Source organism: Paenibacillus sp. FSL H7-0690, assembly GCF_037980415.1.
Classification (GTDB): domain Bacteria; phylum Bacillota; class Bacilli; order Paenibacillales; family Paenibacillaceae; genus Paenibacillus_AQ; species Paenibacillus_AQ odorifer.
Genome location: NZ_CP150281.1, coordinates 715,203 through 732,142, shown reverse-complemented (window position 1 = coordinate 732,142; position 16,940 = coordinate 715,203). Strand labels below are relative to the sequence as shown.

16 protein-coding genes are annotated in these 16,940 nt (G+C 46.3%); 4 read left to right on the top strand and 12 right to left on the bottom strand.

Going from position 1 to position 16,940, the window contains the following annotated elements; all coding sequences use genetic code 11:
* Positions 1–386: 386 nt before the first annotated feature.
* Together mutY and acpS are read right to left on the bottom strand one after the other, a co-directional pair.
* On the bottom strand, positions 387–1,670 hold the full coding sequence (mutY, locus tag MHI32_RS03340; RefSeq protein WP_076124396.1) for an A/G-specific adenine glycosylase: 1,284 nt from the start codon (positions 1,668–1,670) through the stop codon (positions 387–389).
* 37 nt (positions 1,671–1,707) lie between these two features.
* Positions 1,708–2,106: a holo-ACP synthase gene (gene acpS / locus MHI32_RS03335; RefSeq protein WP_076124398.1), complete on the bottom strand. Its 399-nt coding sequence runs from the start codon at positions 2,104–2,106 to the stop codon at positions 1,708–1,710.
* 209 nt (positions 2,107–2,315) lie between these two features.
* Here acpS and MHI32_RS03330 point away from each other — a divergent pair, with 209 nt between their 5' ends.
* Positions 2,316–3,143, top strand: a complete 828-nt coding sequence (locus MHI32_RS03330) for an alpha/beta fold hydrolase (protein WP_076124399.1) — start codon at positions 2,316–2,318, stop codon at positions 3,141–3,143.
* A gap of 95 nt (positions 3,144–3,238) precedes the next feature.
* On the opposite strand, the gene nadE is transcribed toward MHI32_RS03330, so the two are convergent.
* The 3 genes from nadE to MHI32_RS03315 form a co-directional block, all read right to left on the bottom strand.
* Positions 3,239–4,048 carry an ammonia-dependent NAD(+) synthetase gene (nadE, locus tag MHI32_RS03325; RefSeq protein ID WP_076124401.1) on the bottom strand — a complete coding sequence of 270 codons (810 nt, stop codon included), beginning with the start codon at positions 4,046–4,048 and terminating at the stop codon, positions 3,239–3,241.
* A 168-nt stretch (positions 4,049–4,216) separates the two neighbouring features.
* Positions 4,217–4,651 (bottom strand): BrxA/BrxB family bacilliredoxin, encoded by a 435-nt coding sequence (locus MHI32_RS03320; RefSeq protein ID WP_036676813.1) that lies wholly within the window; start codon positions 4,649–4,651, stop codon positions 4,217–4,219.
* Positions 4,652–4,771: 120 nt separating this feature from the next.
* A complete protein-coding gene (locus MHI32_RS03315; RefSeq protein ID WP_139330153.1) occupies positions 4,772–6,274 on the bottom strand; it encodes an ATP-binding protein in 1,503 nt (500 codons plus the stop codon).
* Positions 6,275–6,668: 394 nt separating this feature from the next.
* Here MHI32_RS03315 and MHI32_RS03310 point away from each other — a divergent pair, with 394 nt between their 5' ends.
* Positions 6,669–7,937: an NAD(P)/FAD-dependent oxidoreductase gene (locus MHI32_RS03310; protein ID WP_076305669.1), complete on the top strand. Its 1,269-nt coding sequence runs from the start codon at positions 6,669–6,671 to the stop codon at positions 7,935–7,937.
* A gap of 452 nt (positions 7,938–8,389) precedes the next feature.
* On the opposite strand, the gene MHI32_RS03305 is transcribed toward MHI32_RS03310, so the two are convergent.
* From MHI32_RS03305 to MHI32_RS03295, 3 genes are all read right to left on the bottom strand, one after another.
* Complete coding sequence (locus MHI32_RS03305) at positions 8,390–9,667, bottom strand: ABC transporter permease (RefSeq protein WP_340011878.1); 1,278 nt, start codon at positions 9,665–9,667, stop codon at positions 8,390–8,392.
* The gene (locus MHI32_RS03300) at positions 9,646–10,386 is read right to left on the bottom strand and encodes an ABC transporter ATP-binding protein (protein ID WP_036676805.1); all 741 of its coding nucleotides are present in this window, start codon (positions 10,384–10,386) and stop codon (positions 9,646–9,648) included. Before MHI32_RS03300 ends, MHI32_RS03305 begins: the two co-directional genes overlap by 22 nt.
* 159 nt (positions 10,387–10,545) lie before the next feature.
* On the bottom strand, positions 10,546–11,889 hold the full coding sequence (locus MHI32_RS03295) for an MFS transporter (protein ID WP_340011877.1): 1,344 nt from the start codon (positions 11,887–11,889) through the stop codon (positions 10,546–10,548).
* Between the two features lie 349 nt (positions 11,890–12,238).
* Between MHI32_RS03295 and MHI32_RS03290 the strand changes: the two genes are divergently transcribed.
* Positions 12,239–12,706: a MarR family transcriptional regulator gene (locus tag MHI32_RS03290; RefSeq protein WP_036676802.1), complete on the top strand. Its 468-nt coding sequence runs from the start codon at positions 12,239–12,241 to the stop codon at positions 12,704–12,706.
* 515 nt (positions 12,707–13,221) lie between these two features.
* On the opposite strand, the gene MHI32_RS03285 is transcribed toward MHI32_RS03290, so the two are convergent.
* The 4 genes from MHI32_RS03285 to MHI32_RS03270 form a co-directional block, all read right to left on the bottom strand.
* On the bottom strand, positions 13,222–13,590 hold the full coding sequence (locus tag MHI32_RS03285; RefSeq protein WP_340011876.1) for a hypothetical protein: 369 nt from the start codon (positions 13,588–13,590) through the stop codon (positions 13,222–13,224).
* A gap of 79 nt (positions 13,591–13,669) precedes the next feature.
* On the bottom strand, positions 13,670–15,178 hold the full coding sequence (locus MHI32_RS03280; RefSeq protein ID WP_340011875.1) for an MDR family MFS transporter: 1,509 nt from the start codon (positions 15,176–15,178) through the stop codon (positions 13,670–13,672).
* 30 nt (positions 15,179–15,208) lie between these two features.
* On the bottom strand, positions 15,209–15,763 hold the full coding sequence (locus tag MHI32_RS03275) for a GNAT family protein (protein WP_076279657.1): 555 nt from the start codon (positions 15,761–15,763) through the stop codon (positions 15,209–15,211).
* Between the two features lie 184 nt (positions 15,764–15,947).
* The gene (locus tag MHI32_RS03270; RefSeq protein WP_036676794.1) at positions 15,948–16,229 is read right to left on the bottom strand and encodes a hypothetical protein; all 282 of its coding nucleotides are present in this window, start codon (positions 16,227–16,229) and stop codon (positions 15,948–15,950) included.
* A 228-nt stretch (positions 16,230–16,457) separates the two neighbouring features.
* Between MHI32_RS03270 and MHI32_RS03265 the strand changes: the two genes are divergently transcribed.
* Positions 16,458–16,937 (top strand): GAF domain-containing protein, encoded by a 480-nt coding sequence (locus MHI32_RS03265; RefSeq protein WP_036676791.1) that lies wholly within the window; start codon positions 16,458–16,460, stop codon positions 16,935–16,937.
* The last annotated feature ends 3 nt before the right edge of the window (positions 16,938–16,940 follow it).

The window sequence follows — 16,940 nt, the reverse complement described above, 5'->3', positions numbered from 1 at the left end:
GCGATATACTCCATAAACACGAGTAATTAGGGAAATACTCCCTAAAAATCATCCGTTTTGGGCATAAAACCGATATTTCCCCAATTATTAGGGAGGTTTTCCCTAAAATGATCAATTACAAGCCAAATCGACCTATTTTCAGGGAAGAATTCCCTAATTAAATCTTTACCACTCTCGTAGCCATAGAACACCAGAAGAATTTAGTTGGAACAAGACTGAACTAATCTGAACCAAATAAACAAATATTTGCTACGAAGAGACTGAAGCATACGACCCTACTTAGGCGCATACGACCCTACTTAGGTGCATACGACCCTACTTAGGTGCATACATCAAACTCAGGTTTTGTACATTTAGCACTTTAGCAACGCAACACGGCGAATCTCCTACTTCTCTAGCTTCGCCCGCTCTTCCTGCTCATCAAAATAAAGGTTCAGTAGCTTCAGAAAAACGTTAGGGAACGCATAGTTAGCCATGTCTTCGCGGCTGATCCAGCGCACTGCTCCGCCATCCTCTGGACTAGCGGTCCCGTCCTCAAATCTCTCGATAGGCATGCTGCTGTCGATCCCCGAGAATAAGTCCGCATCCGCGTTGTACACCGCCCGTCCTTCTGCCGCTATCGGCAGCGGAAGGGCGTCCTCTTCGCTGCAGCGGTACACCTGCAGCGTCCACACGATATGGCTGAAGATATGCTCAGCAGCCATCCAGTGCTTCTCAGGCCGGGCAGAGATCCCGGCCTCCCGCAGTGACCGGCGCAGCCGGTCCAGCGCCGCCGCTTCCGGCAGCCGCGCGCCTTTGGCGCCGCCTTCCACAGGCGGTGCCGGCCAGTGCGGCAGCTCCCACATGCGGGCTAACAGCCCGCTTTGTGGCCGCTGCCGGATGAGTACTTGGCCCGCGTGGGCACCGCGGCCCTCGATTAAGGCCGCCAGCCGCTCCTCAGGGCGCGGCGGCTTGGCCTTGGTCTTGACGGGCAGCGAGGTCTCGCAGCCCGCCAGGCGCGCGGCGCAATGCTCCATCACCGGGCAGGTTAAGCAGCGCGGTGATTTAGGAGTGCATACGAGTGCCCCAAGCTCCATCAGCGCCTGATTAAAAGATGCCGCTTCCCCCTCCGGGATCAGTTCAGCTGCCAGGCGCTCCATTTTTACGCGGGTGGGTCCCTTGGCGATATCATCCTCTATCAGGAAGTATCGGGACAACACCCGCATCACATTGCCGTCGACCGCTGGCTCCGGCCGATTGAACGCAATGCTAAGGATAGCCCCTGCCGTATAAGGTCCCACTCCCTTTAAACTGAACACAGCCTCGCGATCATTCGGCACCTGCCCGCCATACAGCTCTTTGACCTGTTTGGCCGCATGCTGTATATTGCGAGCACGAGAATAATAACCTAAGCCTTCCCAGCACTTAAGCACGTCCTCTTCTGGTGCATCGGCGAGCGACTCCACGGTAGGAAACCTTTCGATAAACCGATTGAAATACGGGATTACCGTATCCACCCTTGTCTGCTGCAGCATTATTTCAGAAATCCAAATATAATAAGGATTGCGGTGCCGACGCCAAGGCAAATCCCGTTTCTGCCCTTGATACCACTCCAGCAAATGATAGCTGAAATATTGCTTAGCCTCCCGCAACTCCTGTTCGTCTTGAACTTGTAGATCTTGTTGTGTCATTATAACGCTCCTTGCCCTTCTATAATCAGGGTTCAATTTATGAACCTGGCCCTTCCACGACAGCAAAAGCCGAAGCCAAATCACGACCATGTGTTATCGTAAGATGAATGGTGTACCTCTGTCCATTTGGCAGATCTAGTCTGCTCCAAGCTTCACACGATAAAGTTACCTCTGGTTTTCCTTTAGCATCAGGCAATATCTCAATATCCTGAAACCCAACTACATTGCCGATGCCACAGCCTAAAGCCTTCACAACTGCTTCCTTGGCAGCAAAACGTCCGGCTACGAACTCAGCCAACCTCCCGCTTCGCTCTTCAGCAAGTTGATATTCTTGCTCTGTTAAGACCCGCTGGTTAAATTTCTTACCCAGTCCTCTATTTATTACCTCTGAGATTCGTTCAATTTCTAACACATCATGTCCGATTCCGTAAATCAACACTTCACGCTCCTTATGGACGTGTATCCCATTTTGCTTCAATAATGGTATGATCAATCATATGAAGTATTATTAAAAGTAATAGTCCTGCAAGATTCTTTCTGCTATCTTAAAAGAAAATGCGCTCTAAGTCTAATAAGACTATTTAGCGACTTCACGATAGACTAGCTGATTTACTTCATTTTTATATATGGAGAGGGGATTACCCTATGAATCATCGTAATTTTGAAATACCTGCCGGAGACGGAGCTGTTCTCCGCTGCTCACACTTCCCAGCCCAAGGCAAAGCCAAAAGCGTTATAGTTATAGCCCATGGCTACAAAGGTTTTAAAGATTGGGGAATGTTTCCTTACATAGCCACAACTCTCAGCCAAGAGCATGAAGTAATTACTTTTAACTTCTCTCATGCTGGCATCGGGGAAGATCTGCTGCATTTCACTGAGCTTGAGAAGTTCGCCCGCAACACCTATCGCCGCAGCTTGAAGGACATGGAAATCCTGTTGTCCTATCTTAGTCAACACCCGAAATTCGGCAGCCTGCCGTTATTCCTTCTCGGCCACAGTCTCGGAGGGGGAATTTGTTTGGTCTACACGCTTGATCATCCCAATGAGATCAGCGGAGTAATCTCCTGGAACGGGGTTACGAAACTCGATTTGCTGACGGAAGAACAAAAGCAGCAGATGAAGGAAACAGGAAGAACCTATGTCCTTAATGGACGTACTGGCCAACAAATGCCGCTGGATGCTGTAATTTTAGAAGACATGGAGAACAACAAAGAACGCTATAACATCCTTGAACGCATACAGAAAGCGTCCTTCCCAGTTGTCCTTATTCAAGGCAGTCAAGATGGAGTACATCTCCGCCAAGGATCTGAGCATCTCATCAAACTTCGGCCAGATATTAGCTGGGTGCAGGTTCCTGAGGGTAATCATACGTTCAACACTGTGCATCCTTTTGCTGGCACGACTCCGCAATTAGAGTTCGCGATTGCTGCGACAACTAATTTTATCGATCAGACACTTACGCTTACAGAATAATTATTCTTCTTAGTCTATCCAGCTATCCAACTCACAAAAACCGCCACGAGCTCTGCTGCTACGCAGACCCGTGGCGATTTCTAGTTCAACCTATTCTAAATCCCCGGAATAACATTACGCTTATGTGCCGTTCTCCGGTAATAATTCTCAAGCTTCTCAGCTACTTCAGGGTTAACCTGTTTACCTTCCAGATAGTCGCTGTTATCGTCATAAGTAATGCCCAGCTCGGTTTCATCCGTCTGACCCGGCCATAAGCCCGCCGTAGGTGCTTTTGTGACAATATCCGCAGGCACACCGATATGTGCAGCCAATTGACGTACCTGACGTTTATTAAGTGTGGATAGTGGTGTAATATCTACAGCGCCATCGCCCCACTTCGTGTAGAAGCCAGTAATCGCTTCAGAAGCATGATCCGTTCCTACTACAATTAGATTGTTCTCAAAAGCGAGTGCATATTGCATAACCATACGTGTTCTGGCTTTAACATTTCCTTTGCCTTGATGCGTCATATGGCGGTGTTGGCCTATTGATTTCAGACCATGCTCAACTTCAAGGGCAATTTCATTTACCGCTTCCTCAATGTTGGTCTCCACAGTATGAGTCAGATTAAAAGCTTTGGCAACATCGTAGCTGTGCTGAATATCTTCCTGAACCCCATAAGGCTGGAATACTCCAAGCGTCATATACTCTGTGCCTTTTTCTGCCGACAGCTCGTCCGTAGCCTGTTTACAAAGACCCGCGGCTACCGCACTGTCCACTCCACCACTAATGGCGATCAATAATCCTTTAGCCCCTGCGTTCAGCACGTACGACTTTAAGAAATCAACCCGTTTGCGTGCCTCAACCTCTACATCAATCGTTGGCTTCACGCCAAGATCCGCAATAATTTCCTTCTGTAAACTCACCAAACACACCTCGTTCCATCAGAAATGGTTCCATATCCATCAAAATATCCACCCAAACGAAGCTCATGCTTCTAAGCATATTCTATCCCATTATTGCTCTTATATTTTGAAAAATCCCGCATGCAGCCGATTTGCCGGCTGATGCGAGATTATATGGAATAACTGTTTTTACTGGCACAAACGATTGAAGACTTCTTTCAATTCAGCAGCAATTTCAGCAGCCGAACGATCTTCTACGCCATGACGTTCAATAAAGTGAACGAGTTCTCCATCCTTCATCAGTGCGATGGAAGGTGAGGATGGCGGATAAGGAGCAAAATATTCACGTGCTTTAGCAGTAGCTTCTTTCTCTTGACCTGCAAACACTGTGAACAAGTGATCCGGAGTGATTTCATTTTGCAAAGCCTGAGCTACACCTGGACGACATTGTCCAGCAGCACAACCACAGACCGAATTTACGACTACAAGCGATGTTCCTTTTGCGGTTGGAAGAGTAGCTTCCACCTCTTCTGGAGTCATAAGCTCCTGAAACCCGATACTTGTCAGGTCATCACGCATAGGCTGAATTGAATCTCTCATATATTGATTAAAAGACATGGACATTTCTCTGCACTCTCCTTCACTTTTCAACTGTTTGTCAGATAATATTACAGCAGTACTTACTAACTTTATTATACATTCATACTCTGTGAAAGCAAGAGATGCTGTAGAGGGTGATTCAATCTAAGAGCGAACCTCGCTGGGTTCCTCCTTATTCAATGGGAAGGAGATCGTAAATACCGTGCCCTCTCCTTCTACAGACTCTACATTTATTTTACCGTTATGCCGCTCCACAATACTAAGACACAAGGATAAGCCTAGACCTGTTCCCTGAATTTTCGTCGTAAAAAAGGGTAAAAACAGCTTCTCGCGTTGACTTTCTGACATACCAACGCCGCTATCGGTGACAATCAACTCCACTTTATCATGAGTACTGCGTGTCTCCAGCGTCAGCACCCCCTTGGGTCCCATAGCCTCCATACCATTACGTCCTAAATTGAGAATAAGCTGCTTGATTTCCCGGACATTTAGCTCCAATTCATGCAGTGATGGGCTCAGCTTCAGTTCCACACTTTGACCGCGAAGATTAGCATCAGCCCACAGCAATGGACTAACTTCTTCTATAATATGGTGCAGCAGCACCTTCTCTTTATCAGAAACCCGGCTCTGTGCCAAGGATAAAAAATCATTAATAATACTATTAGCGCGGTCCAGCTCTTCCATCACAATCTGATAATAAGAATCCAATTCTTGAGCACTCTTTTCTCTCATCAGCTGCAAAAAACCCCGAACTACCGCCATAGGATTACGAATCTCATGGGTAATTCCAGCAGCCATCTGCCCGACCAAGCTCAAACGTTCCACATGATCCAGCTCTACACGTAGTTTTTCCTCATTGGTCATATCCTGCACAATAATTACAGCACCACTTGTTACCCCTGAGCTCTTATGCATTAACGGCGCTGAATAAATCTGATAGATGCGCGACTCATGAATCATTTTTTCACTGGAACGCCGTTTAGAGCGGATATTATCACTTACCCGCATATAGGCCTGTGTATCCACTGAGCTGTGAAAAAACTTTTTTACCGGTTCGTCAATAATATCCTCTTTTCGCAAATTGGGATAATGAGTCCTCATCATTCCTAACATACAATCATTAAGATCAGTTACAACTCCGTGTTCATCCAGAGACATAATACTCAGAGGGACTACATTGGTAATCTGCTGCAGCTTCTCGGACTCCCACTGGAAACTTTCACTGATACTCTCCATTTGTACTTTATCCCGCAATCTACTTCTAACCATCTCAACAAAATATACAAAAACACCACCTAGCGCGATGGTAAAAAACAGATACACCGTAATTAGAAATGCTTGTACGGAATTTGATTCATATATATTTTCCCCGCCTATAATCGGGACTAACGCAATAAATAGCATGCTTGGACAAAGAATCATCCATAACATACCGATCTTCTCAACTACTGTACCTTTCTTAAAAGGTTTGGCCAGTCCAAACAGTAGCGGATATAATAAAACCCCTGAATTCAATATCACGTTACTGATTCCTGTAGGCTCCGCGATGATTACATTGCAGATAAGCAAGAAAATGGACAGCAAAATGCCCGAACGGGTAGTTCCATATAAAATACCAATATACGCAGGGATTAATCCTAAATTCAAATAGGCTACACCAAACAGAGTTGTCGAAAGAAGAGAGCACAGGATAAGACTAAACGTACACGCCAAAATTAAAAAGGTCTGATCATTTGGGAGCTTCCCCTTTTTCCGAGTCACAAATCTACGGTCCACCCACCATTGAAAAAGAAAAAGAAAGGAGCATGCTGCCGATATTTGCAATAAGATATCCTTAACCGCACCAATAATTACAATCACACCCCAAAATGGACAAATTACCCTACATGCTTAGATTAAAGCACAGGATTACTCTCCTGACAACGATAATCACCTAATGATTGGACAAGACTGGTTACATGTGAATCAGAATGGTATGATTCCGTTAGGAATACCCGCGGAAATCGCTTCCGTGTCTTAACATGTAAAGGAGTAAAATTTCATGAGCAATTACGATGTGATCGTCATTGGGGGCGGCCCTTCGGGTCTAATGGCAAGCGTGGCCGCTGCAGAACACGGGGCATCCGTTCTGCTAATCGACAAGGGAGCAAAACTAGGCCGAAAGCTCGGAATATCCGGTGGCGGACGCTGCAATGTTACCAACGTCAAGGAAAGAGACGAGCTAATCGCCCATATTCCAGGAAACGGGCGTTTTTTGTATAGTGCCTTCGACCATTTTAATAACCAGGATATCATCGCCTTTTTTGAAGGTTTAGGCATTGCATTAAAAGAAGAAGATAACGGGCGGATGTTTCCCGTTTCCGATAAGGCCTCTAGTGTCGTATCTGCCTTAATTAGCAAAGTACGGAGTCTAGGCGTGCAGATTATGACCGACAGTCCCGTCTCAAGAATAATCTATAACGAAGGGGCTGTTAAGGGAGTCCAGCTGAGCTCGGGCAAGACGATCGCCTGCACAGCTGTTATCATCGCCACCGGAGGCAAGTCTGTACCACAGACCGGCTCCACTGGAGATGGCTACCCTTGGGCAGAAGCCGCAGGGCACACGATCACCGAGCTGTTTCCGACAGAGGTGCCGATTCTTTCACGGGAAGAATGGATTAAGTCCGGCGAGCTGCAAGGCCTGTCGCTACGTGATGTAGCCCTCACTGTGTGGAATCCTAAAGGAAAGAAGGTCATCTCTCATCGAGGAGATATGATATTCACCCATTTTGGATTATCAGGACCCATTGCACTGCGGTGCAGCCAATTTCTGAGACAGGTCCAACGTAAATCCGGCACAGATACGGTGGAGATGTCCATCGATCTCTTCCCTGATCTGAACGCACAGGAAGTAGAATCTATGTTGCAGGATAAGCTGGATCAGGAGACAAAGAAAGCAATCCGCAATTCGCTAAAAGGGCTGTTGCCAGAGCGTCTCATCCCCCTCTTGCTGACTAAAGCTGACTTAGATGGGGATACAACCGGTCATCACGTCTCCAAGAATGGATTGCTTCTGTTGGCTGGGATTTTAAAACGCATGCCGGTTTATGTGCATGGCACCCGTTCCCTATCCGAGGCCTTTGTTACCGGGGGCGGGGTAAACCTGAAGGAGATCGATCCCAAAAGAATGGAATCGAAGCTTATGCCGGGGTTATTCTTCTGCGGCGAGGTACTCGATATCCATGGCTATACAGGAGGCTACAATATAACAGCGGCCTTCTCAACAGGATATACAGCAGGCAAGCACGCTGCTGACATTCGACTGGGATAATCTCTAATGCAACGTGAATATCCTCCAAGCAGCTTACTACTTTGAAAATGGCGGTCTGCGCGATTCTCTCATTAATTGGAGAATCGCTCCTCTGTTTTGGGTTCCTCAGCTGCTATGTGGAGCGTCTGTCCTAATCAGCTACTGCGGCTTCGGACCCAGATGACGTTATTGGCGAATTTATCACCTTATGGGCAGTGTTTCGGACTCCAACGACGCTATTCATTATAACGAGGCTCATATATGGTGTTTTTCATGGCAATAGCAACTATGGAGTCCGTTAGCATCCCAAAAGTGGAAAAATAGTATGTTTAGGGGCAGCTGTGTCCCATAGGCTAGCTAGGTACCTCGTACGTACGTGCGTGCTGCAATAGATCGAATCAAGACAAAAAAAGAAGAGTGCCCCAGCAGCCTTTTCACGGCTTATGGGGCACTCTTCCGTTCTATTTATATCTTTATTTCGCTAAGCGAAAAGTTCCAAATATTCTTGAGCTAAACAGTGCAACGATATAACCTAGCGGGATGAACAGAATAATCCCAAACCATCCGTATAAGGAAATACAGATCAGCGCAGAACAAATGATTGAAAAAGGAAGCAGTAAGATAGGGACCGCACGCAGCCCCGCTTCGGCTTTTTGTTCCTTCGTAAACGGCAGAATTCCGATGTAATCATCTCCCACGAATAACGACCAGAACGACAACAGCCAATTGGTCATGAGAGAAACTAAAACTATAAAGCCCAGCCATTTGAACCCTGAAGGAATGATAAATATCGCTAGAAGGGACACAGCAGTAAACGATAAGTAGAGCTTTAAATGGGCAGGATTCCGTACAAGGGCCTTAATCGCTGCCGCAGAGAAACGGCTCTCGGCAGTTTTTGATTTTAGCAAAGGCTGTGATTTCCGGAAAATCCACGGCTTATGGCGGGTCGGACGTGGCTTATCCAGTACGCCGCGGAGTAATAGGGCCGCTATTTTCATCCGCTGCTTATAATCTTCACGCACATCGTTCATGAACGTCCCACGCATCACTATACGCCGCTGAAGAGCGATTACCGCTACGACTGCAAAGAGTGCCGCAATCAGCAGCATAAAAACTGGACTGTTGTTCCAAAACGTAGCTGCACGGAAATAAATCCCACAAGGAACGGAGATGGCCAGAATCAGCCACAGCCAGCGCCGCCAGCCTTGCTTTTGTACTTTTACAATATGCCCAAGTAATTTAATGCACCAGCTACATGTCAAAGTCAGAGCGAACAGCGCCCATACCTCCGATGACAGCATTCCATATCCCCGAACCAGAAAAGGTAATAACAGCACAAAAGCTGCACAGAACTTCAACGATGTTACGATCAGGCTGTACAGCAACCCGCGGAACATGATCGTATTTATCCATCGCTGCCGTTGTCTTAGAAATAATAGATCGCCTTCCTGCAATAATAGCACCAGTCCCCCTCTACAGAGCAGGAGCACAAATAATGAAGGAATCAGCATAAACGGCAAATCTCCACTCCAAGCTGGCAATGCCTCGTTCCAGAACCCGTAATATAACCGTCCTCCCAGAAATCCCCCGGGAATCAGTATATATAACAGCACAGTCCAATCGGCAGCCGTACGAATAATAGCAGATTGCTCACGCCAATGAGAAAATAATCGCCGCCAGAATAGCTTTTTGGAGGTAGGAAAAGCAAACCCTCGCTGCTTCTGCTTACTCATGTCAGTTCGTCGAAGCAATCAAACAACGACGCCTCCGGCAACCCAGCATAATCACGTATATCTTCGAGCGTTCCTGCAGCGGCAACCCTGCCACCCGAGATCAGCACAAAATCATCGCAAATTTTCTCAGCAGTATCCAATACATGCGTAGACATTAATACACCAGCTCCGCGCTGCCGCTCCGCTTCCAGCAGCCGCAGGAAATCTTTAGTGGCCCGAGGATCCAAGCCGATAAAAGGCTCGTCCACAATATAAACATCCGGCTGCACCAAAAAGCCAAGCATCAGCATCATTTTCTGTTTCATACCCTTAGAGAAGCCAGCTGGAAGATCATCACGGACATGATTCATGCCGAACTGCTTCAGTAACCTCTCCGCCGTTTCTTGAAACTGCTCATATTTTAGTCCATAAGCAGCAGCAGCCAAATCTAAGTGCTCCCATAAGGTCAGGTCCTCATAAAACACCGGCTGCTCCGGTACATAAGCATAGGATTTATTAACTCCATTAAAGGAGACCTTAGCTTTGGTATTCTTAAGCAAACCGAGCAGTGTTTTGATTGTAGTACTTTTTCCCGCACCGTTTGGTCCGATCAGTCCGAGCAGCTGTCCACGCCGCACCTGAAATGAAATATCGAATATGCATGGGGCACCTGCTTCATAGCCTGCTTCATCGATCTCAACATCGAGTACAATCTCTTCGTCGCTCTCGGTATCCCCTGTTATTTCTACATTCTCCATATTCGCCAACTCCTAAATATTTCTAATGAATATTATTATCGAAATTCCAATCCAGAAAGATAGCTTCTCTAATCGTACTATATATACTTTCTCCAAGGAAGCAAACTGATTTTTTCACAGCTCAGAGAACTACTCTCATATTTAAAAAGAAACCTCCCATTAAAGAGAGGTCTGTCCGAGAAGCTCTAGGTTATTTGTTGCTGAAATTTCTTCTTCACGTTTAATTGCCACTTCATCTCTACGCTCGATTTTACCACGCAGCATTAACAGTAACACTCCGAGCAGGGCTGTAAGCAAACCAGAGAGAATGAAAGCCGGGACAGGTCCTGACGCTGTAACTAAAGCCCCACCGGCCACAGGTCCCAAGATAACAGCCGCACTTGTTAGACTGCCTATAGTTCCAAATACACGGCCCGTGTATTCCGCAGGGGTCCGCTGTTGCAGCATAGAATTGAAGGGAATGAATGCAAGGCCTGCTCCCACACCAGCAAACATAAAAGAACCAAATAAAGCGATGTTCATCCATAATCCAGCCTGACCGTTGGCAGTTACAATTCCTGCACTTGAGAAAACAACCCCCATAATTACAGCTCCCAATCCCATAAAGACGAGCGTATGTTTACCACTGCCTATACGGCTTACAAGCAGGGCTGACAGTAAGGTGCCAAGACCACTGGCTGCCACACACCAACCCAGCAGATCACCGTTCACACCCGGAATTTCCCGGAATAATGTTACAATCTGCGAATCACCAATTTGTAGCATTAGCAGCACTAGCACCAGCATAGCAATCCCGCAAAGTACTACAGGCATTCCCGCGATCACCTGCAGACCCGCCGACATTTCTTGGCGAAAAGACTTCCGAGCACCATTCTCCCCTGTGCTATCCTCTGCTGCATCTTTCTTCAGTGCAGCCGCACGCGGCAGTCCTATTAAGATGACCGCCGATAAAATGAAGGTAGCCGAGTCAATCACATAACAAGCGGCAATACCAAATGCGGCAACCAGCAGTCCACCTAGAGCAGGACCTACAATTTTGGTTATTTGTTCAATAGATGAGCTAAGCGCCATGGCTTTATCCATCTGGGCCGCAGGGACAAGCTCCTTGAGCTTTCCGCTTTTGGCTGGTGAAAAGAGTACATCCATGATCCCTTTAGCCACCAGCAGGACATATACCTGCCAGAGAGAACCTGCAAATACCAAACAAACAACGATTCCGGCACGAGCTAGATCCGAACCAATCATCAGCGCCTTGCGGTTAAAACGATCACTTAAATAACCTGCAAACGGCCCTCCTAAGAGCAACGGCACAGCCATACATAAAGATATAGCCGTAATTTCCCACGGTGTAGCATTCCATTTAAAACCTACCATTGTCAGTAGTGCTAGGATATGCAACCAGTCTCCCACATTCGATACAAGCTGTGCGGCAATAAGCAGCATAAAGGGCTTATTCGCCGTCAGCTTTCCTTCTTTTGAATCATGAGCCAGCTGTTCCTCCATCTTACTTCACTCCCCGTTACTATTTCTCGATGAAGTAATAGTAAAATATTGGAGAACATCAATCATCCGTCTGAAGGCGTAAATAGCGCTTGAACCTAAGACTGAAATTCTTATCCTTTCAAAGACTGAAATCAAAAAAACCTTCGTTTTTATCGTATTCAAAAAATTGTTTGATTTTTAATAATTAAAAGTGTGCTCATTGTGACAAATCACATGTTCTTCATTCGCTCTTTCACGTATTCTAAGGTTATCTCAAGGTTCGTTGCACAGGTAACCCGTGCACTAATGACTATTGATTGCAAACTGTGCGATGAGTTCACACATGATTAACGATAGAGGGTGGAGAAGCATGATACAATCTTACGAACGTGATACGCAATTAACACTACATTTGTACCGGGTATTTGCCAAGTCTTTTAAGAGCATTAATGAACATGCTGTTACCGGCAGCAAAATTGAAGGTTTTAATCCGACTGCCTTTGCCGTTATGGAAGTGTTGTATTATAAGGGACCACAACCCATTCAACAAATTGGCGCCAAGCTGCTGCTGCAAAGTGGCAACGTTACTTATGTAATCGATAAGCTTGAGGAACGCGGCTATTTGCAGCGTAAGCCTTGTCCGAGCGACCGCCGTGTGATTTTTGCGGAGCTGACTACGGAAGGTGAACGTCTCATGAATGAGATGTATCCGAAATATTCAGAACGCCTGCATCTTGCTTTCAGCGGTCTGAATGATGATGAGAAGGAACAAATGATTGTTCTGCTCAAAAAGATGGGTCTACAAGCTGAGAAGCTATCCCCTCTTCCTCGTAAGTAAGAGTCGCTTATTTATGTGTTACAGACAAGCTATTCTTGATTTCTGTTAATGGTAAAAAGAAAACCAATAGGCGATTCTCCGATTTATTTGAGAATCGCCTATTGGTTTTTTTGTTCTGCGCCGGCTTACTTGAGCAGATGATATAAGTCCTTATGACCCCTCTGAGCAAAATTTGAGTGCCTTTTTACAGCCTCCGTTAGCCGAACATTAGTTGGGAACTGATCAGTTAGGGCAGTAAGTCGATGCCGAAGACGGACCTTGAGGTCCGCTTTTGGCAAACCTCGGATCATCATCATCCTTATTCGCATGACTTGCAAGCACACTTCCGATTGGACGTCCCTTCTAGCTGACCGTAACTACCACTCTCAGTAAAATCCACTTTTGATATAACCCGCTATATTTTCAGCGCCCGATCTTGATGGGAACCTGAGCAGTAGCTAAAGGAATAACTGCATTCTATACAGCTATTTCGTATGCAAATCGGATTATTCTAACTTTAAGTGTATTCTGTACAATTAAAAACCAGAAAAAGTACCCCTAGGCGAGTAAATCAAGAAAATAGATGTACTAAATACAGCTATATCCATTGAAGAGTTAACGGCAGGATTATAGTTGTACAAAATACAACTAAATTTGCCTAACGATTGCTTCCACTGCTTCCACCGACGCTCTACTCTAAAGTTCAAGTCAATCTCGCGTGTTATTACGCTCGCCACTCCGTGCGTGATTCCATGTGTCACTCCATACGTCATTCCATGTGCTACTCCGTCCGTTAGTCCATGCGTCATTCCATGTGTCTCTCCGTCCGCTATTCCATGTGTCAGTCCCTGCGTCATTCCATGTGTCAGTCCCTGCGTCATTCCATGTGTCAGTCCCTGCGTCATTCCATGCGTCACTCCGTACGCCACTCCAGGAAGTCAATTCGTATGGATCAAGCACATTTTAACGCTATTTACCTTTAAGTTATGCCTTTTTCAAGGACGATGAAGCATCCTCTACTGAAGGCACACCCTTGCGCAAACCCCAGGAAATTATCAGCGACAAAACAGCGAAAACTGCCATTACGATAAATAATGAATGAAGACCACCTTCAAGAGCATCACGCAGACTGTTTGATACTTCCCCAGACAGGTTGGTTCCTGCATGTGATCCAAGCAGCTTATTAATATCATCTCCTGAGATGTTCGAATCTGGTTGTTTTCTTAACAGCTTATCAATATTCAAGTTCAGCCAGGAACCAAAAATAGCCACCCCAACAGTCTGTCCTAAAGAACGCGTGAACGCATTAAGCGCTGTAGATGCTCCCCGTTGCTCATACGCAACAGAGGACTGCGCGATAATCGTAAAGACTGTAGAAGAATACCCAAAGCCAACTCCACAGACCAGCATCAAGCATAAGAGCAGCAGCTGTGAAGACTCCCCTGTTAAGAAAGCCAGACCAATAGCCCCGGCAGCGATCATAATCAATCCAAGCATTGCGGTTCGACGCGAACCTGCTTTTAGAATCATCCGCCCTCCGGCGATCGAACCAAACATCCAGCCTACCGACATCGGCGCCAGTAGCAAACCTGAGATGGCGGCGCTTTTTCCGGATACACCCTGCACCCATAATGGCACATACGTAGAAAGCCCAATAATTAATGTGCTTACCAGCAGGTTAGCGCCTGTAGATACTGCGATATTGCGGTTCGAGAATAGACCCAGCGGCAACATAGGTTCAGGAGCACGACGCTCCACAAAGAAAAATAAGACTAGCAGGATAACAGCCACACTTAGAGTTGCAATTAGCAGTGGGGATGTCCACTCCAGATTCTGTCCTCCTGTGGAGAGACCGAAGAGTAATGCGCCCATACCAGCAGCGAACAGCAGCCCCCCTGCCACATCAATTTGTGCTTTCCGGCGTACCTTTTCTTCCTTCAAATAACGGGCAATAAATACCATTGCTAGTAAACCAAATGGCAGATTAAAGACAAATACCCAGCGCCAGCTTAGGTAATCTACAACATATCCTCCAAGAAGAGGGCCTACCAAAGAGGAAATCCCCCATACAGAGCTAAGTAATCCTTGTGTCTTCGCTCTCTCTTCAATACTGTAAATATCCCCGATAATGGTAAAGGTCATTGGAATGAGCGCACCCGCGCCAATCCCCTGTATTGCCCGGAACAGGATCAGCTGCTCCATACTTTGCGAAATACCGCATAATAATGAGCCTAATAAAAAAACAGCTGCCCCCCACATGAACACCGGCTTGCGTCCAAAGAGGTCACTGATTTTGCCGAAAATAGGAGTAGTAATAGCCATTGCCAGCAAATAAGAAGTGAATATCCAGCTAAGCCACTGCATTCCCTGAAATTCACCTACGATAGCTGGACCCGCTGGTCCTGTTACCGTTCCTTCAATCGCAGCCAAAAAGGTAGCTAGCAGCACCCCTATCAGTATTAATTTACGTTCTAAATCCCCTGTTGACTTCAATGTTCCAAACCCTCTCTTTATGTAATCAAATCATTGCCATTCCCCACGCAGAAGCGCATGTAGAGTCACATCCTGAAAGCCAGAAGGTGTTTGACGATATTGACGCAGTATACCTTCCTTCTGAAAGCCGAGCGTTTGAACCAGCCTCTCCGCACGATTATTATCAGGATGACACAGCGCTTCTATCCGATTCAGCCCCATCCTATTGAAGCCGAAGTTGAGCACTAAACCAAGCGCTTCTTTCATATATCCAAGCCCCCAAAAGGCAGGCGCCAGATCGCAGCCAATTTCCCCGCGGTAAGCTCCCTGTAACTGCCAATAGTTATACCCGCAGCTCCCTATAACTTCACCTCCGGGTCCTACAATACTCCAGCGTAAGCTGTCCTCTTCCTGAGCCATCTGTGATAAAAATGCAATCAGTTGCTTAGTCTCTTCGATAGAGGATAATGCTGGAGCCCCCAGCCAGCGGGTGACCTCTGGATGAGACCAGATCTGATACAATGCTGAAGCATGTTCAGTAGTCATAGCACACAGCTTCACTCTACTGCCGACCAGTGTGGGTATCACTCCATTGCAGATATACAAGTCTCTGCCCCCCTTCAACTTATCAATTATACATCATTCAAGAGTATATCCTTAAGATAAAAGTTCTAAATTCTTTAACATTGAAAAGAACAAATTCTACGCGTTAACGTAAAAAGACGTCTGCAGCAGGGAGCAAACACTCCCTAAATACAGACGCTTTTTATTCAACTTAACTACAATGATTTCATTCCGCTTCATGAATAACTTCACTGCATAACACCTGAAGTTTGGCTCGAATATCCTTGAACTCTTCAATTCCAGTCCCCGTAATACTGTACCCTTCGGTATGGGCAGTCAGAAAGTTGTCCAGTGTCAGCTTTTCCAATTCCTGTTTCACTTCGCGTTCTCCTACACGATACCCCAGATCTTCAAGTCCGAGCAGCATCTCTGAGATCGTCACATCTTTATCCCGTGCACAATAAAGCATATGAATTCCTATGAACAAGTTCTGTACATCAGCGCGCATATTCCACCTCTTCCGGCTATATAGCCTTCGGTATTTATACTAGCATTACCCTCTGACCGATCCCCGGAAACATTATTGTGGCTGTTCCGCATTTCATGGACTTCAAGGAACATTCCATATTGTTACAGATTGGTATTGTCGCTTGACGTATTATGTCTAGCTGTACTATGTTGATAATTACAGTTATGAGTTCATATTTGAATTTAAAGTACAGGAAGGTGATGCTTCATGTTTCAAGCTATGCCTTACGATGGAACACGCAACGAGCAGTTTGAAGCGGTTCTAATCCAACTAGAAGCATTAGTAAAGGACGAACCAAGTGCTACGGCCAACCTGGCCAATGCTTCGGCACTGCTTAAACACGCTATGCCGGATACGAATTGGGCCGGTTTTTATTTATTTGATGGCAAGGAGCTTGTGCTCGGGCCTTTCCAAGGTCTTCCTGCCTGCATCCGCATCCCGTTGTCTCGTGGAGTCTGCGGAACGGCTGCTGCGGAACGACGCACGTTAGTAGTTGGAGATGTGCATGCATTCCCGGGACATATCGCCTGTGACGCCGCTTCAAACAGCGAAATTGTTGTCCCGCTGATCAAGGATGATCGTTTGCTTGGCGTACTCGATATCGACAGTCCGCTGAAAGATCGTTTTGATGATGAGGAACGCCGGTTCCTGGAGCGGTTCGCAGCCCTGGTATCGGAAGTTATCTAAAGC

Bases quoted from the DNA above. Each gene is read 5' to 3' on its own strand.
- MHI32_RS03285 (WP_340011876.1), bottom strand. From the start codon at position 13,590: ATGACGCAGGGACTGACACATGGAATGACGCAGGGACTGACACATGGA.
- mutY (WP_076124396.1), bottom strand. From the start codon at position 1,670: ATGACACAACAAGATCTACAAGTTCAAGACGAACAGGAGTTGCGGGAG.
- MHI32_RS03310 (WP_076305669.1), top strand. From the start codon at position 6,669: ATGAGCAATTACGATGTGATCGTCATTGGGGGCGGCCCTTCGGGTCTA.
- MHI32_RS03320 (WP_036676813.1), bottom strand. From the start codon at position 4,651: ATGTCCATGTCTTTTAATCAATATATGAGAGATTCAATTCAGCCTATG.
- MHI32_RS03295 (WP_340011877.1), bottom strand. From the start codon at position 11,889: ATGGAGGAACAGCTGGCTCATGATTCAAAAGAAGGAAAGCTGACGGCG.
- MHI32_RS03270 (WP_036676794.1), bottom strand. From the start codon at position 16,229: ATGCGCGCTGATGTACAGAACTTGTTCATAGGAATTCATATGCTTTAT.
- MHI32_RS03290 (WP_036676802.1), top strand. From the start codon at position 12,239: ATGATACAATCTTACGAACGTGATACGCAATTAACACTACATTTGTAC.
- MHI32_RS03330 (WP_076124399.1), top strand. From the start codon at position 2,316: ATGAATCATCGTAATTTTGAAATACCTGCCGGAGACGGAGCTGTTCTC.
- MHI32_RS03300 (WP_036676805.1), bottom strand. From the start codon at position 10,386: ATGGAGAATGTAGAAATAACAGGGGATACCGAGAGCGACGAAGAGATT.
- MHI32_RS03265 (WP_036676791.1), top strand. From the start codon at position 16,458: ATGTTTCAAGCTATGCCTTACGATGGAACACGCAACGAGCAGTTTGAA.